Below are 21,022 nucleotides of genomic sequence, written 5' to 3'. Positions count from 1 at the left end.
CGCCACCGGCGCTTTTCGCGGTAACTCTCCTCCCCCCGCAGGCAGGCCAATCCCGGTCTTTGCGCGGCCCCTCGGGGGCACGTGCACCTATGCGGCGGCAACCATGAGAACAAGAAATGAGACAGGAAGAGCAGGATGAAGGAAGGTGACATGCACGAGACAATTCGCGGTCTTTACCAAGGAGTGTTCGACCCGCTCGCGTGGCAACGCAGCCTCTTTGCGCTTTGCCGTTTCAGCGACAGCACGCAGGCCTCATTGTTGATCGTGGATGCCGGCCGGCACACCGTGCTGGCCCGCCATACCGTCCATGGCGTGGCGGGAGATCCGTCGCAGTGGTCGCGTTCGCCGGGCCTGATCTCCGGCCTGCCCGCCGCGGGTAGCCTGCCGGTGGGCAGTTGGCATATCGACCGGCGCGAATTGCCGGTCCCGGTCTCGGCCCGGTATCCGCTGGACGGACGCGCGCTCGAAGAACCGCCGCCGGCTTCCGTCATGGCTTGCCTGGTAGACCGGCAACCCAGCCATGAGGTGTACCTGGCATTCCAGCGGCCTGCCAGTGAAGTCGTGTTCTCGGAGGACGATGCAAGAAAGCTCGACTGGGCCATCCCGCACCTGCGAGAAGCCATGGCGCTGCGCGAGCGCATGCATGGCGTGGCAGCCCAGGGGCATGTTTCGGCGGATCTGCTGAACCGGCTGCCGTTTGGCGTGATCGTCTTTGGAGAATCGGGCAAGCCGTTGATGCACAACCCGGCAGGCGAGCCATGGATACGCCGGCTGCAACCGGGCGGCGGCGAGCCTTCCAACGGCAATATCAATGGCAATGGCAGCGGCATGCCCAATGCCAATCACACCAGCAACGGCAACGGCCCGGCCTGGCGCCTGTCGCGGCCCTTCGGCGAAGTCTTCCGGGCGGTGGGAGATCCTGGCAGGCTACAGCCCACCCAGGCCGTCCAGGCCATTGGCGCCGATGGCCGTGCCGCGCAGATCGTAGCCCTGGCGATGAAGCCGGCCGCGTATCTGTCACCCGACTGGCAAGGCCATCCGGTGCTGGTCACCATCCACGAGAACCACGGCGTACCCCGCGCGGTGCCGTCCGTGCTGCGGGATCTATACGCGCTGACGCCTGCGGAGTGCCGGCTGGCGCTACTGCTGACCACGGGGATCGGGTTGCCCGACGCCTGCCTGCAGCTCGGCATCAAGCGCGAGACCAGCCGCTCGCAGCTCAAGTCGATCTTCACCAAGACGAACACGAGCACACAGGCCCAGCTCGCTCACCTGCTCACGCGGCTCGGCAGCGTGCTGAGCGAGCCGGTCATGCACGACGACCGCTAGCCACTCGCCGCTAACCCAGCAGCCGCAGCGCGGTATAGACGATCATCCCCACCGCGATCATCCCCACCATGCGGCGCGTCAGCACGTAGCAGACCGTGGCCGCAATGCCGGCCATCAGCTTGTCGTTGGTCGGCGAAATCGTGAAATGCCCCTCGAAGGTCAACAGGTCCGGCAAGATGATGGCCGCCAGCGCGGCAGCCGGCGCATAGCGCAGCGCACGCTGGATGCGGTCGGGCACGGTCACGCGCTCCCCAGCCATCAGGAACAGCGCCCGCGACAGCACGGTGACAACGGTCATGCCGAGGATAGCGATCCAGGTGTCGATGGCGCTCATGTGCGGTCTCCCGGTTGCGGGGCGCCTGCCTCGCGGCCTCCGCCGCCACGCTTGATGGCGCGCAGCGTGGCCCGGTTCGCCATCTCGTCGCTGGCCATGCCGGCGGCAATCGCGGCCAGCACCGCCAGTACCAGGGCCAGCCGGTACGGCAGGTCGAAGCAGAGCAGCGCCACCACGGCGGCCACCACCACCGCCATCAGCGTGGAACGCGAGTTGATCGTCGAGACCATCACCGGAATCAGCGCCAGCGTGCCGGCCAGCGCCAGGCCCCAGCTATCCGGGAACATGCTCGCCAACAGGATGCCGATCAGCGACGAGACCTGCCACGTGGCACAGTTGGTCAGCGCCATGCCCCAGAAATACCCTTCCTTGCCCGGCGCGTAGCCCGGCTCGGCATAGCGCTGCATGAAATAGACGAAATGCAGGTCGCCGTTGAAGAATCCCAGCAGCGTGCGGCGCCACATCGGCAGATAGCTGAAATGCGGCAGCAGCGCGGCGCTGAAGATCAGGAAGCGCAGGTTCACCACGGCAGCGGTCAGCCAAACCGTCCAGATCGGCAGGCCGGCGGCAAACAGCGGCAGCACGGCCAGTTGCGCGGACCCTGCGTAGACCAGCAGCGACATGCCGATGGCCTGCGGCACGGTCAGCGCCGACTTGCTCATGGCCACCCCGGTCACCAACCCCCACGAGAACACCGCGGGCAACGAAGGCGCAAAGAAACGCGCGCCGTCGAGAAAGGCGTTGCGCTCGACTTCGGCAAAGCGATGCCAGAGGCGAGTCCATGCCGGGGACAACTGTCGGGGTGTCATGGGCGGAGGCAAAAAGCAGGAGCGGGAGGGATGGCGGCCGTCTTGGGCGGCATCGTCATCGGAATGACCATCGGCCACGCAAGGCGCGGCCGATGGCGAAGGCCCCATTATAGGGCGGAGACTGCCGTTGGTAAGCGGTGACTTAAAAGTGATGTTTCGACTGTTGTTTCCTCGCCCGCCTGCTTTGGAAAATGCTGAAAAGCAGCATCAGGCTGGACGCGCCGCCACCGGTGCCTGCGCGGCAGCGGGATCTTCCTGATCGTCGCCGCCACCCGCCTGGTTCAGGTCGATCCCCGAGGTCTCCGGCAGCAGCGCGGCCGAAACGATCACCACCGCATAGCCCACGCCAGCCACCATCGCAATGGCCAGCGCCAGCGACGTGCGTCCGCTGTTGAGCCAGCCCACGGCCAGCGGGAAGAACGAACCGATCACACGACCCAGGTTGTACGACACGCCGTAGCCCGTGGCCCGCACCGCGCTTGGATACGACTCCGAGATTGTCGCGCCGATGCCCGAGAACACGCCCTGCATCAGCACGCCCAGCGGAAAGCCCAAAAACAGCATCGATGTATTCGAGACCGGGATCACCATGTAGATCATCGCCATCACGAACGCCCCGGCCGCAAATGCGATATAGGTCAGCCGGCGGCCCCAGCGGTCTGTGGCATAGGCGCCCGCCACATAGCCCACCAGCGAGCCGAGGATGGTCACGGCGAGGTAGGAACTGGTGCCGAACACCGAGAGCCCACGCTCGGTCTTCAGGAACGTGGGCAGCCACGTGGCGATGGCGTAGTACGCGCCCAGCATGCCACCCGAGAGCAGGCTGCACAGCAGCGTCTTGCGCAGCAACGGACGACGGAACACGCGCGACAGATCGGCCATCGCCGAAACCCGGCCCTCGGCTGCGCGCTCGGCACGGCTCTTGAGGAAGACTTCGGGCTCTTCGAGATTACGGCGCAGATACACCACCACCAGCGCGGGCAGGATGCCGAGGAAGAAGCAGACACGCCATGCCGTTTCCGGCTCGAACAGGCTGAACGTGATGGCGTATGCGATGGCTGCGCCGCCCCAGCCAAACGAATAGCTGCTGGCCGTGAAGCCCGAATACTTGCCGCGATGCGCGGGGTTCTTGATCAGCTCTGTCACCAGCACCATGCACAGCGACGACTCGCCGCCAAACCCCAGCCCCTGCATCATCCGGAACACCATCAGTTGCTCGGGCGAATTGGCAATGCCGCACAGGAAACACGACACCGCGAACACGATGATGGTCCAGCGCAGCACGCGCACGCGACCGAACCGATCGGCCAGCAACCCGGCACCCACGGCGCCCACCAGCGACGACACCAGCGTCCACGTGACGATGGCGCCCGCCATCGACTTGCTCATGCCCCACTGCGCCAGCAGCGTGGAGATCAGGAACGAGTAGATCATGAAGTCGAACACATCGACCGCATGCCCGAGGAACGCCCCGTAGAACCCCTTGCGCTCCGCGCGCGACAACTCCTTGAACCAGTCCAGCATGATCGCCCTCCCCTTGGCTTCTCTGTATGTCTGTGTGGTGATATGTCGATGTCTTTATGGCTGCGATAGGCACGGCGGCGCCCGGTAGCCGTAGCCCGCGTCTTCCAGCCGCTGTGCGAAACGCAGCGACGTGAGATCGCCGAAGCGGCGCGCCACGATCTGCACGCCCACGGGCAGGCCGTCGCGTGCAGGACCGATGGGCGCCACCGTCGACGGCAATCCGCACAGCCCCGAATGGCCGGCCCAGAACAATTGCGATGTCAGCGGCAGCGGCTTGCCATTGACCTGAATCGTGCGTTGCCACGGCTCGCCGACTTCGTCGATTGGAAACGCGGTGGTGGACGCTGCCGGGCACAGCAGCACGTCGTAGTCGCCGAAGAATCGGCTCCACGCCCGTGCAAAGCGTTCGCGTGCGTGCTGCATCAACAGCCATTGGCGATGCGTGAGCGTGGCGCCCGTGAACTGCATCGTCGCGTAATCCATGTCATCGACTTTGGCGGGATCGACACGCCGCATTGCCTCGGCAAACGCCGCGTCATCCATATGGAACGAGGTCGTGGCGCGCAGCAGCAGTACGTAGACGCGCCACAGTTCGGCAGCATCGAAATCGGGGCGGACGTTCCACGCCACCTGTGCGCCCTGTTCCGCCAGCCAGTGGCCGAGGTTTTCAATCGCGCCGCTGACCGTCGCATCGACCTCGGCGAGCGGGTGCGTTGACAGCACGGCCACACGAAAATCGGCCAGCCGGTCGAGATCGCACGGCGGCAGTTCCAGTTGCCATGCCGGCGCATCGGCGGCATCGGGGCCGGCAATGGCGCGCAGCACCAGTTCGAGATCGCGCGCACTGCGTGCGACGGGGCCGGCCACGTTGATGTCCTGCTCGACAAACCCCGCCTCAGCATTGCCATGGCCACGCAACGGCACGATGCCGTGGCTGCTCTTGTGTGAAAACACGCCGCAGTAGTGCGCAGGGTTGCGCAGCGAAGAACCAATGTCCGAGCCGATATCGAAGTAGCTCATGCCGGCGCAAACCGCCGCCGCACTGCCGCCCGACGATCCACCGGGCGTGCGCGTCAGGTCATGCGGATTGCGCGTGGTGCCGTAGATCGCGTTGTAGCTCTGCCAGTCGCGCAGGCCCAGCGGCACGTTGGTCTTGCCGAGCAGCACGGCGCCGTGCGCGCGCAGCCGCTCCACGACCACGGCATCGGCCACGGCGCGATGGCCGGTGCGGGCCGGCGCGCCACAGGTCGTGGGCCATCCCGCCACATCGAACGATTCCTTGATCGAGAACGGCACGCCATCGAGCGCCCCACGCGTACGACCAGCCTGTCGGCGTGCATCGCTCTGCGCAGCCGCTTCGCGCGCCGCCTCGAAGTCAGCAACGACGATGGCGTTGATCTGACCGTTCTGCGATTCCCATACCGTCCGGCACGCATCGACCAGCGCCACCGAAGTGGTCTCGCCGCGCGCCAATTGGGCGGCCACGACATGCACGGGCATCCGGCAGACAGCATTGGGAAGATCGGCCGGCGGCAGGTCGGGCAGGGTCACGGGGGCTCCAGATGTTGTACGTGGACGGGTGGGGACCACCAGTCTGCGCGTGTTTGTGTCGGTATACTATATTCAGAATTGCACAAATCACAAGGCAGTATTTGTGCCAAGGCTGGATGCACCGCAACAAGGCGAATCAAGGCCAATCAAGCATCGCAGGGCAGAATGACTCGAAATCGGAGCACCAAGGCAGGGGAAATTTGTATACCGTTTGGTGCAAACGGGGAATGAAACGACTACTGCCGCAGCAGCCCGACCAGATCGTCGATATCGGGCAGCACGGCATCGCGGCCGATGGCCTCGCCGTCGGAAGCCTCCAGCACGCCATCCGCCAGCGCGCGCTTGCCCTGGTGCAGGTCCACGATGCGCTCCTCGATCGTGCCCGCCGAAATCAGCCGGTAGACCGTGACCGGCCGTTGCTGGCCGATACGGTGGGCGCGGCCCATCGCCTGATCCTCGGCTGCAGGGTTCCACCACGGGTCTGCGATCACCACATAGTCTGCGGCGGTCAGGTTCAGGCCGAAGCCGCCCGCCTTCAGGCTGATCAGGAAGGCATCGCCCTTCCCCGACTGGAAGGCCGCTACACGGCGGGTGCGTTCGGGGGCCGGCGTGGCGCCGTCCAGATACTGGTAGCTCAGGCCCGCCTGATCCAGCGCATCGCGCAGGATCTGCAGGAAATCGACGAACTGACTGAAGACCAGCGTCTTGTGGCCGTTGGCTGCGAGCGTCGCCACGAGGTCGGCAAACGCGCGCACCTTGGCGCCGGGCTGCGCCACCTCGGGCGTGACAAGCCGCGGATCGCACGCGGCCCGCCGCATCCGCATCAACTGAGCCAGTACGTGGATGCGCGCCTCGGGTTCGGGCAGCGTGGCACGGGCCCGCTTGTCTTTCTTCGGTCGCAGCAACGCGCGCTCGGCCTCGGACAGTGCCTGCCGCCGCAGCGCCTCGTAGTGCGCCGCCTCGGCCGGCTCTGGCGTCACGCGGATCACCAGTTCGGTACGCGGTGGCAGTTCATCGAGCACCTGCGCCTTGGTCCGGCGCAGCACAAATGGCGCGATCATCCGGCGCAGCACCACGCGCGGCTCGCGCGCCCCGTTGCGTTCGATCGGATTGGCGAAATGCTCGTTGAACCGCACCAACGATCCCAGCAGCCCCGGATTGCAAAAGCGCATCACGGCCCAGAGTTCGGCGAGGCGGTTCTCCACCGGCGTACCGGACAGGGCGATGCGGCAATCCGCCTGCAACGCGAACATCGCCTGCGCGCGGCGCGAGGTCGGGTTCTTGAACGACTGGGCTTCGTCGGCCACCACTGTGTGCCACGCTCGCGCGCAGAACGCGCGGCGCGCCTGCTGCAGCAACGTGTACGAAACGATCACCACGTCATGCGCCGCAGCCTGCTCGACGATGGCATCGCGATCCCCCTCGGCATAGACCATGACGTTGAGCGACGGCGCAAAGCGGCGCGCTTCCGCCGCCCAGTTGCCGCACACCGAAGTGGGCGCCACTACAAGCGCCGCGCCACCCGACGCGCGCGCCAGCAGCACGGCCAGCGATTGCAGCGTCTTGCCCAGCCCCATGTCGTCGGCCAGACAAGCGCCCAGCCCTGCCTCGGCCAGCGACATCATCCAGCGGTAGCCCTCGCACTGATAGGGCCGTAGTTCGGCGGCCAGCGTAGCCGGCACGGGTGCATCGGCCTCGCGCGCGGCGCGCAAGCGCTTCACGCGGCTGCGGAAATGCGCATCGGGATCGAGACCCACACCGGCCAGCACATCGTCGAGCCAGGGTGTGGCGACGAGTGGCACGCGGATGCCGTCGCGCACGGTGTCGCCCACGCCAGCCAGATCGCGCAGTCGATCGCGCAATTGGCGGGTCAGCGCCACGTAGACGCCATGGTCCATCGGGATGAAACGTCCCGCGTGGCCGTGCGCCCATTTGACGAGCTTTTCGAGCGACAGCACCAGCCCTTCGGCCACCTGTAGTTCGCCCACCAGTTTGAACCACTCGCTGCCGGTCTCCACACTGACAGCCAGTTGCGGCAGGTCTGCGGCGATCACGCGCAGTTCGCGTCCGCGCGGCCATTCGAGATCGATCACGCCAGCCAGCCCCGGTAGCGTCTCCACGGCAGTCAGCGCATCCTCGGGATCGTCGAGCGTCCAGGCATGCTCGCCATTCGCGGGCGACTGCTGCACGAGGAACGGCAGCGCGTCGAATACCTCGGCCACGTGTGCGAGTTCGGCATCGAGATCGCGCTGCGTCACCAGGGTCTCGCCGCCGAGGGTGGCCATCAACTGCGCGCGGCCTTGGCCCGGCGCCAGACGCGGCCCGAGCGGTCCCAGCGGCGTGACCACGAGCCGCAGGCTGATGCCACGTCCCACGGGCGCCACTTCGGCGCGCAGCCGCGACTCCGGATCGCGCTCGCGCGCTTCGCCCGAACTATCGGCATGGATCTGGAAATGGCCGGCCAGCGCCCGCAGCGTACTGTCGAGCCGGGCCTGTGCGTTGGCGGGCACGGCCAGCCCGCCTGCAATCAGCTTGGCCGCGCCCTGCTGGGCCGCCGTGAAGCGAATCACGCGTAACCGGCGCGCGCCATCGCGCAGCACCGTGATCTGGCGCAGCGCCTCGGCCTCCTGTTTCGCGGCGGCCGGCAGGAAATCCTCCATCGAGCGTGCGGGCCGGGGCGGCGGCACGATGCGCAGCATGTAGCGATCCCCTTCCCGCACGGCCTCCAGCGCGGGAGACCCTTCCACCACTTCCATCGGCACGGTCGGCGCATGGGACAGCACCACGGCAGGATGCCCGACCAGCGCCATCACGGCGGCGGCGCGGTCCAGCACATGGCGACGGTTGCGCGACGTGTCGCGCCGGATGGCACGCGCCACTCGGGCATCCCACGGCGCCAGCGCATCGTCGCCAGCCACGCGCGCAAGGGGGATGGGACGCGGCTGGCCCCAACCGCGCGGACCCAGCGACTGGGCCATCGGCTCGATGGTGCCCACCTCGCCATCGCCGTCGATCGTCAATGCCCAGACCAGCCGGCGGTCGCGACCCGGGTCTTCCTCCGCCGGGGTGCCGCCCGCCAGCGCTTCGAGTGCGCCGAGCGCGTCCTGCCAGGCAGGCCCGGAGGCATCCACGGCATCGACATCGACAGGATCAAGCGGTTCGGGGGGCAGGTCGGTCTGGGCCACGCGTACAGGCTGGGAGGCAAAGGTGCGATTGTAGAACGGGCGTCCGCCGGGCCGCGTTGGCACGCAAGGCCCCGCGGCTTACAATGGCGCCTTTACGACTTTCGTTGGTGCAGAGGGAGACAACCATGTCGATGGCGGATCGCGACGGCAAGATCTGGATGGACGGCAAGCTGATTGAATGGCGCGATGCCAAGATTCACGTGCTGACGCACACCCTGCACTACGGCATGGGCGTATTCGAAGGCGTGCGCGCCTACAAGACGCCTGACGGTCCGGCGATTTTCCGCCTGAAAGAGCACACGCGCCGCCTGTTCAACTCGGCCAAGATCTTCCAGATGGCGATGCCGTTCGACGAGGCCACCCTGGAAGCCGCCCAGCGCGAAGTGGTGCGCGCCAACAACCTGGATTCCGGCTACATCCGCCCGCTGGTCTGGATCGGCTCCGAGAAGATGGGCGTGTCCGCCAAGGGCAACACGATTCACGTGGCCATCGCCGCGTGGCCGTGGGGCGCCTACCTGGGCGAGGACGGCATGGAGCGCGGCATCCGCGTGAAGACCTCGTCGTTCACGCGCCACCACGTCAATGTGTCGCTGGTGCGCGCCAAGGCCAGCGGCTACTACATCAACTCGATCCTGGCCAACCAGGAAGCCACCGGCCTGGGCTACGACGAAGCGCTGCTGCTCGATACCGACGGCTACGTCAGCGAAGGCTCGGGCGAGAACGTGTTCATCGTGCGCAACGGCGTGATCTACACCCCGGACCTGGCTTCGTGCCTGGACGGCATCACGCGCGACGCCACGCTGACCATTGCGCGCGACCTCGGCATCGAAGTCCGTGAAAAGCGCATCACGCGCGACGAGATGTACTGCGCCGACGAAGCCTTCTTCACCGGCACCGCCGCCGAAGTCACGCCGATCCGCGAACTGGACGACCGCGTCATTGGCGAAGGCAGCCGTGGCCCGGTCACCAAGCGCATCCAGGACACCTTCTTCGCGGCCGTGCACGGCACTGACGAGAAGTACAAGAAGTGGCTGACGCCGGTCTGACCGGCGGCAACCTGAAAACAGCAAGATCCCTGCGAACCCATCCCTGCAAGACTACGTAATACCATGACGCAAACCGCAACCGTCGTAGAAATCGGCGCGGAAGACATTCCGCTGCACTGCCCCACCGGCAACACCCCGGCGTGGAACTATCATCCGCGCGTCTTCCTGGACGTGGCGGACACCGGCGAGGTCAAGTGCCCGTACTGCGGCACCGTGTACAAGCTCAAGCCGGGCACCGTGCTCAAGGGCCACCACTGATCCGTACGACGCACGCTTCCTCCTGCCGTTTCGACCTGACGCCCCGGGCCGCCCAGCGCCCCGGGGCGTTGACATGCCCGGGCACCGAAGAAAAGGGCCAAGCCAGACCCACTCCATGAGAAAAGCCCTCGTTATTGCCCCCAACTGGATCGGCGACGCCCTGATGGCGCAGCCGCTCTTCTCGCTGCTCAAGGCGCGCCACCCGCGCCTTGTCATCGACGCCCTCGCGCCCAAGTGGGTCGCTCCAGTCCTCGCGCGCATGCCCGAGATTGGCAAGGTATTCCCGAGCGACCTGGCGCACGGCAAGCTGCAGCTCAGCGCGCGGCTGATGTTCGCCCAGCAGCTCAAGCACGAAGGCTACGACGTGGCCTATGTACTGCCGAATTCGCTGAAATCGTCGCTGATTCCGTTCCTGGCCGGCATTCCGCTTCGCGTCGGCTATCGCGGCGAAGCACGCTTCGGCATGATCAACATCCGCCACGCCAACCCGCCGCGCGACAACCGCCCGCCCATGGTGGAGCACTACGCCCGCCTGGCCCTCAAGCCCGGCGCGCGCCTGCCGGAATCGATCCCCGATCCGCAGCTCAAGGTAGACCCGGCGCGCATGGCGGCCACTGCTGGCCGCTTCGGCATCGCTCCGGGCACGCGGGTGATCGCGTTCTGCCCCGGCGCGGAGTTCGGCCCCGCCAAGCGCTGGCCCGCCGCGCATTTCGCGGCGCTGGCGCAGATGCTGCGGCGCTCGTATCCGTATGCCCAGATGATCACGCTGGGGTCCGCCAAGGACAGCGAGATCGCCGAGGAAATCGTCGCGGGCGCCCCGTTCGTGCGCAACCTGTGCGGACAAACCTCGCTGGACGATGCCGTGGACCTGCTGGCGCTGTCGGAGGCCGCAGTCTGCAACGATTCGGGCCTGATGCACGTGACCGCCGCGCTGAACCGGCCCCAGGTGGCCGTCTACGGCTCCAGCGATCCGCGCCATACGCCCCCGCTGTCACAGGCAGCGAGTATCATGTGGCTGCAACTCGAGTGCAGCCCTTGCTTCAAGCGCGAGTGCCCGCTCGGCCACCTGCGTTGCCTGAAGGAGATCGAACCCGAAATGGTGTTCGTCGAGTTGCGCAAACTCCTGCATCGCCCCTGACCACGCCAACATGCCTCGTTTCGCCCGCCTGTTCGATTCCGCCGAAGACATCGTCGATGCCTTCCGTGAAGCCATGAAGTTGCGCGACGCCGACGGCGCCCTGCGGCTCTGGCTGGACGAAGACTCGGTCACCTGCGTCATGCCCGATGGCCAGCGCCTGATCGGCCATGACAGCCTGCGCCAGGCTTTCGCCCATCTGCTCGAAGAGCAGCCCGTGCTGATCGATGCCATCGAGACCAGCAGCCATTCATCGCTCGGCGTGTCGATCTTCGACGTGACCGAAGCGCTGCGCTTTGGCGAAGGCCGCGTGGAAGCCGACCTCTTCGTGCATACCACCTATGTGCTGATGCAGAACCACGAGGGCTGGCGCCTGGCCCATATTCACTGCAGCCCGGCCAACGCGGTGCAGGTGGCCGCCGTGGCCGCCGCACCGGGACAGGCCCTGCACTGACAGGCGACGCCATGCTGTTCGGCGACGCCTTCCAGACACCGTGGTGGCTGCGCGGCGGCCACGCGCAGACCATCCTGCCCGCGCGCTTCACGCGACACCGCCGCATCACGTTCCGGCGCGAGCGCTGGAGCACGCCCGATGGCGACTTCATCGATCTCGACTGGACCACGCACCCCACCGCCGCCGATGCGCCGCTGGTGGTGATGTTCCACGGCCTGGAAGGCGACTCGCGCAGCCACTACGCGCAGACGCTGATGACCGCGCTGCGCGAGCGCGGCTGGCAAGGCGTGATTCCGCATTTCCGTGGCTGCTCGGGCGAACTGAACCAGGCGCCGCGTTTCTATCATTCGGGCGATTCCGCCGAGATCCGCTGGGTGCTGCACCGTCTGCGCGACACGGTACGCCAGAGCGACCCAGACCGGCCGATACTGGCCGTGGGCATCTCGCTCGGCGGCAATGCGCTGTTGCGCTTTCTTGGCGAGGATGGCCACGCGGCCGGCTTCCTGAGCGGGGCGGCGGCAATCTCTTCCCCGCTGGATCTGGCGGCAGGCGGGGCGGCGCTCTCCAGCGGCTTCAACATGCTCTACACGCGGATGTTCCTGCAGACGCTCAAGCGCAAGTCGCTGGCCAAGCTCGACCAGTTCCCCGGCCTGTTCGACCGCGACACGATGCTGGCGAGCCGCGACCTGTACGCGTTCGACAACATCGTCACGGCACCGCTGCACGGCTTTCGCGATACGGACGACTACTGGGCGCGCGCCTCCAGCAAGCCCATCCTCGGCGAGATCCGCATTCCTACGCTCGTGCTGAACGCGCGCAATGATCCCTTCCTGCCGGGCCGCCACCTGCCTGGCCCCGCAGAGGTGAGCGCCGACGTCACGCTGGAGCAACCCGAGCACGGCGGCCACGTCGGCTTCATGACGCCGCGCAACGGCCTGCTCGGCCATCTGCCGCTGTTGCCCGTGGCTGGCCATATCGAATGGCTGCCGGCACGCATCCTCGCGTTCTTCGACAGCATTCGCGCATAAACAAAGGAGACAGACCATGGACGAAGTTGTCAGGCAAGCCATGGCCCGCTGGCCGAACGTGCCGAACTGCTACGGCTGGCTGGCGCTGGACCGGCGCGGCCAATGGCGCATGCGCAACGAGTTCGCGCAACAGCACGGCCTGTCCGGCGACCCGATCCGGCATGAGGCGCTTATCGCCTTTATCGAACGCAACTACACGCGAGACGAACACGGCGGCTGGTACTTCCAGAACGGGCCGCAGCGCGTGTTTGTTTCGCTGATGTACACACCATGGATCGTGCGGCTGCACAACGGCGTGCTGTCCACCACGACGGGCCGCGCGTTTGTTCCGGCTTCATGCTTTGCCGATGAGCACGGCAATGTGTTGCTGTCGGGCACGGTCGATGGCGTGGATGGCGAGCAGGCGGCGTTGCTCCACGATCATGATCTGGATGCGTTCAGTACGACCAGCGATTGGCATGGCGAAGCCTGCGGGGCGACGCTGGGGGTCTTCCACTACGATGGCCGCGATATTGAAATCGAGCCGATCGTGGAGGCGGAGGTGGAGAAGCGGTTTGGGTTTATAAGCTCCCCTCTCCCGCCTGCGGGAGAGGGGTTGGGGGAGAGGGCCTGAGGTTCTGCTTGCCGAACAGTGGCAATTTGCACCGCCTGCCCTCTCCCCTGCCCCTCTCCCAAAGGGGGAGGGAAAAACCAGCGGTAGATTGAACCGAACGTCAGTTCGGCATCCCCTTGCTATCCTGCCGATCCTCCTTGTACTGCAGCTGCAACTGATGCAGCCGCGCATCGACCTCCGACAGCGTATAGAAATCGCCATCGGACGCCTTGCGTGCAATCTGCAACTGTTCGATGGCGGCCTGGTACGAACCGTCCATCGCATATTTCTCGGCCAGCGCCTGATGCTGCTGCAGCCGCTTGCCCTGCGCAGCGTAGGCGCGCGCCAGCAACTCCCACCATTCCGAACGCCCCGTTTCCTCGCGCGTGCGGGATCTCAGGAACGCCACGGCATCGTTGAGGCGGCCCGCGGCGACCAGCGTATCCGCATAGGCCAGCGCAGCGGCGTGGGAGAGCGGAAACGCCTTCAGCGTGGCCGCCGACTGGTTCAATGCATCCTGGATACGGCCTTCGTTACGCGCCAGTTCCACGGCCATCACGTCGAGCATCGGCGTGCCCGACGTCACGCCGGGAATGTTGCCGTAGAGCCGACGCGCCTCCATCAACGCCTTCTCCGCGTCCTGGAAACGGCCCAGCTTCTGGTTGGCGAACGCCATGCCGTAGTAGATCGCGGGCAGACGTATGGGCGAGGCAGTGGAAGTCTGGGCCTGGAACGAAGCCAGCAGGTTGCGCAGGTCACTGGGCGCGGGGGACTGCACCACGGCGGCCCGGGCGCGCGCGAACTCGTAGTCGGGCGTGTTGGCGACCTTGCGCGGAGCGATGTGGCGCGCACGGTCGGACATGTCCGCGATCCGCTCGGACGTAAGCGGGTGGGTGCGCACATAGGCCGGCACGGACGTGTCTGAAATCCCGGTCACGCGCTGAAGCCGTTGGAAGAAATCGGGCATGCCCTGCGGATCGAAGCCCGCCGAGGTCATGATCTGGAACCCGACTCGATCCGCCTCACGCTCCGCGCGGCGCGAGAACGACAACTGATTGGCCACGGCGGCGCCCTGCCCGCCCATGGCCAGCGCCGCCGCCGCGTCACCGCTCTTGGTGGCGGCCAGACCGGCCAGCACCATCGACGCCAGGGCGATCCACATCGACTGGTCCTGGCTCGTGATCCCGCGCGCGATATGCCGTTGCGTGACGTGGCCGATTTCGTGGCCGAGCACCGAGGCCAACTCGGACTCGGTCTCGGACTGCACGAGCAAACCCGTATGCACGCCGATATAACCGCCTGGCATGGCGAAGGCGTTGATCGAGCGATCCCGCACACCGAACAGTTCGAAGCCCGTGGCAAACGTGCCCGCACCGTTGGAACCCGCCAGGTTCTGCCTGCGCGCGGCCTGCACCAGCCGGTAACCCAGCGCATTCAGGTAATCGTTCAGCAAGGCATCGGACACGTAGTCCGGATCGCGCCGGATGCTGCGCATGATGCGGTCGCCAAGCCGCTTCTCCATGTCGGGCGACAGCGATGCCGTGGAAGGGTCGCCCAGGTCCGGCAACTGGATGCCCGACGACTCCACCACCGTATTGCCGCTGCGCAGCCCGAAGTCTGACTTCTGCCCGGCGCGCACGCTGCGGTTCAGGTTGTCGAAGACCTGATCGCTGACATCGCCGCTCAATGCCGGCCCCAGCGACGCCACCGGTGCAGTGGACAACCGCGCGTTGGCGGCTGCAGCGGGCGACGAGGCCGCCGAGACCTGGGGTGCCCGCGATGGGGTGCCTTGCGGCCACGCGGGGGCCGCGAGCGTCATCACGAGCGCAGCCGCCACCCCACGCGTCAAAAGTGACGCGCGGACGGCGGACGGAGCGGGCACGGCGGAATCGGCAGCGCGGGCACTCGACCGGACGGTTAGGCGGCGAGGCCATGGAGTCTTTGGCATGTTGCTATGATAGCGGCCTCTTGATGACGTTCCCATCGGGCAAGCCCTCCTGGCCAGTTCGTCCCCCGCACCCTCCACTTTCCAAGCGTTCGCACCCATGAGTCAGCTCACCCATTTCGACAATGCCGGCCAGGCCCATATGGTGGATGTTGGCAGCAAGGCCAGCACGCACCGCGTGGCCGTGGCGACTGGCACGATCACCATGCAGCCCGAGACGTTCGCGCTGGTGCGCGATGGCAACGCCAAGAAAGGCGATGTGCTGGGCATCGCCCGCGTGGCCGCCATCATGGCCACCAAGCGCACTTCCGACCTGATTCCGCTGTGCCACCCCATCGGGCTGACCCGCGTGGCCGTGGATTTCGCCCTCGACGAACCCAGCGCGACCGTCGCCTGCATCGTCCGCACCGAAACCCAGGGCCAGACCGGCGTGGAGATGGAAGCACTCACCGGCGTCCAGATCGCCCTGCTGACGATCTACGACATGTGCAAGGCCGTCGATCGCGGCATGGTCATCGGCAATGTGAAGCTGCTGGAGAAGCATGGCGGGAAGTCGGGCGACTGGGTGGCGGGTCCGCAGGGATAGCATCCGGCGCTTGTCCTGCCCGTAATAACGGTAACGCCGCATTTCGGAAAGCGCTCCCGTGCGCCTGCCTCAGGCAAATTGATATTGAATAGAACGTAACAATTCCGCAGCCGGCGCCGGTATCCCAGGCGGCGGGATCGGGCGTTATGCAGGTGTTCGGCAGGATTTCGAGGTAACGATCATGAACGGGCGCAAGCTCTGCCAGTTGGCGCTGGCACTGGCCGCAATCGGTGCGGTCGCTTTCACCACAACCGCCGAGGCCCGCACGCGCGTGGGCGTGGGTGTCTATGTCGGACCGGGCTGGGGCTACGGCCCAGGATGGGGCCCCGGCTGGGGGCCTGCGTGGGGACCGGGATGGGGACCATACGGCTCCTACTATGGGCCAGCATATGGTCCGGTCTATGGTCCGGGCTACTATCCCGCACCGGCAGTGGTGGCCGTGCCGGCGCCGAATCCGCCGCAGTACATCGAGCAGGGCAGCGATGGGAATCCGACGCTGACCGATGGCACCTCGCCCAATGCGTGGTGGTACTACTGCAATCAACCGCAGGGCTATTTTCCGTATGTAAAGGAATGCCCGGGTGGCTGGCAACGCGAACAACCGCGCGCGCCATCGTCCTCGGCACCTGTGCCGGGCACACCCGCCGCATCTTCGTCCGCCCTGCCGGGAGCCACGTCATGAGAACCCGTTCCGTCTGCCTGCTGCTCGTGGCTACCAGCGCGCTGGGCGCCTGTGCCGTGATGCCATCGGGGCCGAGCGTGATGGCGTTGCCGGGCACCAACAAGTCGTTCGATCAGTTCCGGGGCGACGACTATAACTGCCGCCAGTATGCGTTTGGACAGATTGGCGGCACCAGCCCACAGCAGAATGCCAACGCGGCGGCCGTCGGCAGCGCGGCAATCGGCACGGCGCTGGGCGCGGCTGCGGGTGCGGCGTTCGATGGCGGTGCTGGGGCTGCCGTGGGCGCGGGTGTCGGCCTGTTGACTGGCGCTGCGGTAGGGGCCGGAAATTCGTACAACGCGGGCTACGGCTCCCAGCAGCGCTACGACGCGGCCTACGTGCAGTGCATGTACGCGAGCGGCAATCGCGTGCCGGTGTACGGGCAGATGGTCAACTCGCCCCCACCGTCCCGCGCTGCGATGCCACCCGCCAACTACCAGCCCTACTACCCGCCGCCTCCGCCACCCGGATACATCCGCTAACGCAAGGCGCGAACGTCAGCATCAGTTGCCGTTGCGCGGCTGGTGCTCGCGGTGCGTTGCCCAGGTGCAGAATTCGCGCGGGCGCTGGCGTGACGGTATGGCATCGCAGTCATGCACGAGCGCGGCAAACTGCGCGGCCTCGTCGCCCTGATAGTAGAAGCGCAATCGCTCCATCCATAGCCGGGCACGCTCCTGCTCGCCGGTCAGTGCCAGCAGCCAGGCTGTGCGGCGAATCATCGTCGGCGTAGGTAGCAGGTGCAACGCCGCCATGTGCCCGGGCAACAGCGTCCGGGCGTTGGCGGCGGTGATCGCGGTCCGTTCGGACACATCGGACGCTGCATGCTGGCGGAACCACCAGCGCGGCATCGGCAAGTTATCTCGGTGCGCGTCGCTGGCATACTCGCGTGCCTCCACGCGCTTGTAGTCCTGCCACATCGTCGCCAACACGACTCCCGACACGACCACGAACACTGCGCTTATCAGCCATCCGGCCTGGCGTGGCATGCGTCCACCGAAGCCCGCTGGTTCGAGCCAGGCGAGCATGAAGCAGAACGGCAGGAAGAAGTAGAGATAGTGCAGCGGGTACTCGAGCATCGAATGCGCCGCGAGCATTGCCAGCCAGACCAACACAGGTGCTGCAGCGGCACGAGCCTCCGCCGACCCTTGCCAGATCCGCGCGCGCCAGACACGCCAGAGCCACGCCGCCAGCACCAGCGCCACGCCCGCCGTGCCCGCCGCGCCCGTCTTGGCCATCAGGTCAAGGACCGCGTTGTGGGCATGCAGCGACATCTCGGCCACCACGCGCACCTGCGCCGCCTCCTGGAACTGGACCCAGCCAAATTCACCATAGCCCACGCCAAACAAAGGATGATCGCGGAACATCGCCAGTGCCTGCGCCCACAATGCGCCACGCGCCGACATCTGGTTGCCGGCCTGGATCTGCGCGACGGTATCGAATAGCTGCCAGTCGAACGCACGTCCCGCTTCCTTGATGCCAGCCTGCATCGCGAGGCTTCCCACGACCAGGATCATGGCTGCGGCGATGAGTCCGGGCGCGCGATGCATCGGGCTGGAGCCGCGTGGCGTACCGCGTGCCATCGCCGCCGCAATCAGTGCATAGCCCGCGGCAAGTCCCACGTGAACCAGGCCCGTCCGCGATCCGGACAGCGCGATGCCGCTTTCAAGCAACAACGTCGCCACCAGCCAGCTCGGGAATTGGAGCCAGCCACGCGTAGCCAGCCAGATCGCCGCCACAAGCGCCAGGCCCTGAATCGTCGCCTGATGGTTCGGCTGGTTCAGGTTGCCCCACAGCCGGCGGTTCGCGGGATAAAAGTATTCGGAGACGAGTCCGAACATCTGGTCCTCCATGCGGAAGACCTGCACCCACTGCGCAAGCGTGCCAAGCAACCCCGCCACGAGCAGCGCGATAGCCAGTGCATCGACGATGCTGGCCCGACGCTCCGTGGACATCCCCCGACCGAACTGCCATGCAGCGATCATGAGCGCCGCGCCAAGCGCCAGCACCAGCTGCGTCGTCAGCCGGCTGCCTGTGATATCGGCCATGCCCATGGCAGCCTGCGCGATCGTCACCCCGATCAGCCATAGCGGCAGCCACACAATCCACGGCAAGGCCCCACGCACACGCGGCAAGCCATCGTCCACGCGCTTCATCGCCAGCACGATCACCAGCAATACGCCAAGCGCAGCTGCAGTCCATTCGCCGTAGAACGTGGACAGCGGCAGCGTGTGCTTCGAGACAAGCAGGGGAACAGTGAACGCGACGACAATCATCGCCGCCGGGATCGTGGCTTTCTGTGCCGGCATGCGGACCAGTGGGGGAAGAAAGAAGAGGCGCCATGATAGCGCGGGAGGGGGGAGGAAGGACAAACGCCCGGCTGGGCCGGGCGTTTCACGGCAGGGATAAGCTGAGGTTTTGCTTAACCGCTGCGCTTCTGCTTAAACCGCCCCTCCTCCGCCGGCCGCTCCTCCGCCGGCCGCTCCTCCGCCCGCCGCTGGCGCCACTGCGCACGCCGTCGGCAGAAGCTGCTGGGCAACGTTGGAATTGCAGGTCCAAGTCACCGAGCCACCGTCGGCATTGCCCAGCGTCAGCGTTACGGTGTTCCCGCGCAGCGGCCGCGCGGCAGTCTGTGCGAACCGAGCCACGATCGTGCAACCCCCTGCATTGTCAGCCACCCCTCCTGTCGTCACTCGATCGACGTAGGCCCCCGTGATTGTGGTCATTACCGGAATGCCGTTCACCGCAGCATTCGTGTTATTCGGGCATTCGCCGTTTGAAGAGAACGCCTCGGTCACCGCAGCCTTCTGGCCTGATGCCAGGCTGAGGCCTTCGGCGAACTGCGTGCGCGCGATGTAATTCTGATACTGCGGCACGGCGATGGCGGCCAGGATACCGATGATCGCCACCACGATCATCAGCTCGATCAGCGTGAAGCCGCGCTGCACGCGTTGTCGCAAGGACTGAGACCGGAGCGATGGCGAGTGGACAGGCTGGATAGTGTCGAACTTGCTTTCCATGAATGACCCTTTTCGTTTGTTGTGAAATGTCATGCACTGCCGCTTGGCTCAACTTCACGCGGCAAAGCACAAGGGGCATGATCGGCGCACGATTCGCGTCTGTAACTGACCCAAGACAATCCCAATTCGCTTACTGAAATAGTCTGGAAACTCGGAAAACCGTGATGGATAGGACTTGTCTTTTTTGGCAGGCACGTTGAGTCCATCTCCAGAGAGGCAGGACTTCTCAAGGTAAGCCGTATGCAGGATTCAGAAGATTCCTACGCTTGCACCCGTCGCGCGTTTTCATCAGGGCCACACGGGAAGGGCTCAGGCCCTTTCCCTGCTGTGGTCGAACAGACCCCATTGCCCGACCAGTCTGAGAATTCACGAAACTCCGAGGCGACGATGCCGTACGGCTTGCCTCGAATCCGCTGGCCAAAAAACAAAACGGGCGACCCGTTGCGGGTCGCCCGTTTCACAAGGCTTTTTGGCTCGCGATGTTTCGTGCGATATCAGGCAGGCTGCGCGTTGCGACGCTGCAACAGCTTGCCGACCAGCACCACCAGCACCGCGCCGGCAATACCGAAGACAAGGTGGGCGTGCGGCACATGGACTTCGAACCAGGCGGCATCCACCGGATCGCTGACCAGCATTTCGCCAGCCAGGTAGCCCAGCAGCGCGGCGCCCAGCACGATGATGATGGGGAAGCGCTCCATCACCTTCAGCAGCAGCGTGCTGCCGAAGACGATCAGCGGAATCGACAGGCCCAGGCCGATGATCAGCAGCATCAGCTGGCTGCCTTCCGGGCCCTTCTGCGCGGCGGCAGCCACTGCCACCACGTTGTCCAGCGACATGACCAGGTCGGCGATCAGGATCGTGCGGATCGCTGCCCAGATGTTGTCCTTGGCGTCATGGCCGTCTTCGCCATCGTCGCCGGTCAGCAGTTGCACGCCGATGTAGACCAGCAGCACGGCGCCGACGATCTTCAGGTATGGCAGGCTCAGCAGCTTGACTGCGGCCACGGTCAGTACCACCCGCATGATGATGGCGGCGGCGCTGCCCCAGAAAATAGCCTTCTTCTGCTGGGCAGGGGGCAGGTTGCGCGATGCGAGCGCGATCACCACGGCGTTATCGCCCGACAGGACGATGTTGGTCAGGATGATCGAACCCAGCGCAAGCCAGAACGTGCTGCTGGACAACAATTCCACGGCAAGACTCCTCGAATTTCAAAGTTATGTTCCGTGCCCACGGCGGACGGTCGATGATCGGACCAGCCTCGGCCACTGCGGACATTCGGATGTCTGAGATATCAGACATGAAGATTTATCGCACGAACCTTTCGATTCGGTTTCAATGACAACGCTGTAATGTTGGGATATACCCCTATGACACGCATCGCCAGAATGACGTTGCCCCCGCCAGCAACGGCGGGGGCAACGTTTGCAGCCGTCATGCCGCCCCGATCACACCGATCAAGGCAATATGTGGCAGCGAGAGATCACCACACCGCATGCATCGAATTCGAC

The 21,022-nt window shown here is 65.8% G+C and carries 19 protein-coding genes; 10 read left to right on the top strand and 9 right to left on the bottom strand.

All coding sequences use genetic code 11. The features are described from left to right. Window positions 1-150 precede the first annotated feature (150 nt). Window positions 151-1,329 (top strand): helix-turn-helix transcriptional regulator, encoded by a 1,179-nt coding sequence (locus GA566_RS02630; RefSeq protein WP_237380025.1) that lies wholly within the window; start codon window positions 151-153, stop codon window positions 1,327-1,329. Window positions 1,330-1,339: 10 nt separating this feature from the next. On the opposite strand, the gene GA566_RS02625 is transcribed toward GA566_RS02630, so the two are convergent. The 5 genes from GA566_RS02625 to GA566_RS02605 form a co-directional block, all read right to left on the bottom strand. Beyond that, on the bottom strand, window positions 1,340-1,663 hold the full coding sequence (locus GA566_RS02625) for an AzlD domain-containing protein (RefSeq protein WP_160471511.1): 324 nt from the start codon (window positions 1,661-1,663) through the stop codon (window positions 1,340-1,342). After that, complete coding sequence (locus tag GA566_RS02620) at window positions 1,660-2,472, bottom strand: AzlC family ABC transporter permease (protein WP_160471509.1); 813 nt, start codon at window positions 2,470-2,472, stop codon at window positions 1,660-1,662. The genes GA566_RS02625 and GA566_RS02620 overlap by 4 nt, the downstream gene beginning before the upstream one ends. Before the next feature lie 207 nt (window positions 2,473-2,679). Beyond that, window positions 2,680-3,996, bottom strand: a complete 1,317-nt coding sequence (locus tag GA566_RS02615; protein WP_160471507.1) for an MFS transporter — start codon at window positions 3,994-3,996, stop codon at window positions 2,680-2,682. Between the two features lie 54 nt (window positions 3,997-4,050). Further along, complete coding sequence (locus GA566_RS02610) at window positions 4,051-5,547, bottom strand: amidase (RefSeq protein ID WP_160471505.1); 1,497 nt, start codon at window positions 5,545-5,547, stop codon at window positions 4,051-4,053. 236 nt (window positions 5,548-5,783) lie between these two features. Continuing rightward, window positions 5,784-8,732: a DEAD/DEAH box helicase gene (locus GA566_RS02605; protein ID WP_160473202.1), complete on the bottom strand. Its 2,949-nt coding sequence runs from the start codon at window positions 8,730-8,732 to the stop codon at window positions 5,784-5,786. Between the two features lie 125 nt (window positions 8,733-8,857). Here GA566_RS02605 and GA566_RS02600 point away from each other — a divergent pair, with 125 nt between their 5' ends. From GA566_RS02600 to GA566_RS02575, 6 genes are all read left to right on the top strand, one after another. Beyond that, entirely contained in the window at window positions 8,858-9,778 is a 921-nt protein-coding gene (locus GA566_RS02600; RefSeq protein ID WP_137924994.1) for a branched-chain amino acid transaminase, read from the top strand. Between the two features lie 63 nt (window positions 9,779-9,841). After that, window positions 9,842-10,036 carry a zinc-finger domain-containing protein gene (locus GA566_RS02595; RefSeq protein ID WP_061954896.1) on the top strand — a complete coding sequence of 65 codons (195 nt, stop codon included), beginning with the start codon at window positions 9,842-9,844 and terminating at the stop codon, window positions 10,034-10,036. A 115-nt stretch (window positions 10,037-10,151) separates the two neighbouring features. After that, window positions 10,152-11,174 (top strand): lipopolysaccharide heptosyltransferase II, encoded by a 1,023-nt coding sequence (gene waaF / locus GA566_RS02590; RefSeq protein WP_137924993.1) that lies wholly within the window; start codon window positions 10,152-10,154, stop codon window positions 11,172-11,174. Between the two features lie 10 nt (window positions 11,175-11,184). After that, a complete protein-coding gene (locus GA566_RS02585; protein ID WP_137924992.1) occupies window positions 11,185-11,625 on the top strand; it encodes a nuclear transport factor 2 family protein in 441 nt (146 codons plus the stop codon). Between the two features lie 11 nt (window positions 11,626-11,636). After that, a complete protein-coding gene (locus GA566_RS02580; RefSeq protein WP_137924991.1) occupies window positions 11,637-12,653 on the top strand; it encodes a YheT family hydrolase in 1,017 nt (338 codons plus the stop codon). Window positions 12,654-12,669: 16 nt separating this feature from the next. Then, a complete protein-coding gene (locus tag GA566_RS02575; RefSeq protein ID WP_160471503.1) occupies window positions 12,670-13,266 on the top strand; it encodes a DUF2946 family protein in 597 nt (198 codons plus the stop codon). A gap of 100 nt (window positions 13,267-13,366) precedes the next feature. On the opposite strand, the gene GA566_RS02570 is transcribed toward GA566_RS02575, so the two are convergent. Further along, entirely contained in the window at window positions 13,367-15,193 is a 1,827-nt protein-coding gene (locus GA566_RS02570; RefSeq protein ID WP_370459259.1) for a M48 family metalloprotease, read from the bottom strand. A 97-nt stretch (window positions 15,194-15,290) separates the two neighbouring features. On the opposite strand from GA566_RS02570, the gene moaC reads away from it, so the two are divergent. The 3 genes from moaC (at window position 15,291) to GA566_RS02555 (ending at window position 16,979) form a co-directional block, all read left to right on the top strand. After that, window positions 15,291-15,776, top strand: coding sequence for a cyclic pyranopterin monophosphate synthase MoaC (moaC, locus tag GA566_RS02565; protein WP_137924988.1), 486 nt, complete (start codon window positions 15,291-15,293; stop codon window positions 15,774-15,776). 181 nt (window positions 15,777-15,957) lie between these two features. After that, window positions 15,958-16,458 (top strand): hypothetical protein, encoded by a 501-nt coding sequence (locus GA566_RS02560; protein ID WP_160471500.1) that lies wholly within the window; start codon window positions 15,958-15,960, stop codon window positions 16,456-16,458. After that, window positions 16,455-16,979: a hypothetical protein gene (locus GA566_RS02555; protein ID WP_160471498.1), complete on the top strand. Its 525-nt coding sequence runs from the start codon at window positions 16,455-16,457 to the stop codon at window positions 16,977-16,979. Before GA566_RS02560 ends, GA566_RS02555 begins: the two co-directional genes overlap by 4 nt. Before the next feature lie 21 nt (window positions 16,980-17,000). Here the strand turns inward: GA566_RS02555 and GA566_RS02550 are convergent, their stop codons facing one another. The 3 genes from GA566_RS02550 to GA566_RS02540 all read right to left on the bottom strand — a co-directional run bounded on the left by GA566_RS02550 (window position 17,001) and on the right by GA566_RS02540 (window position 20,704). After that, window positions 17,001-18,803: a PglL family O-oligosaccharyltransferase gene (locus tag GA566_RS02550; protein WP_160471496.1), complete on the bottom strand. Its 1,803-nt coding sequence runs from the start codon at window positions 18,801-18,803 to the stop codon at window positions 17,001-17,003. A gap of 132 nt (window positions 18,804-18,935) precedes the next feature. Further along, on the bottom strand, window positions 18,936-19,547 hold the full coding sequence (locus GA566_RS02545) for a pilin (RefSeq protein WP_304523577.1): 612 nt from the start codon (window positions 19,545-19,547) through the stop codon (window positions 18,936-18,938). A 461-nt stretch (window positions 19,548-20,008) separates the two neighbouring features. After that, on the bottom strand, window positions 20,009-20,704 hold the full coding sequence (locus GA566_RS02540; protein WP_137924983.1) for a TerC family protein: 696 nt from the start codon (window positions 20,702-20,704) through the stop codon (window positions 20,009-20,011). Window positions 20,705-21,022 lie beyond the last annotated feature (318 nt).

Origin of the sequence: Cupriavidus sp. SW-Y-13 (genome assembly GCF_009793345.1) — a bacterium.
Classification (GTDB): Bacteria; Pseudomonadota; Gammaproteobacteria; order Burkholderiales; family Burkholderiaceae; genus Cupriavidus.
The sequence above is the reverse complement of the archived record's forward strand: the minus strand, read 5'-3'. Positions and strand labels throughout refer to the sequence as shown.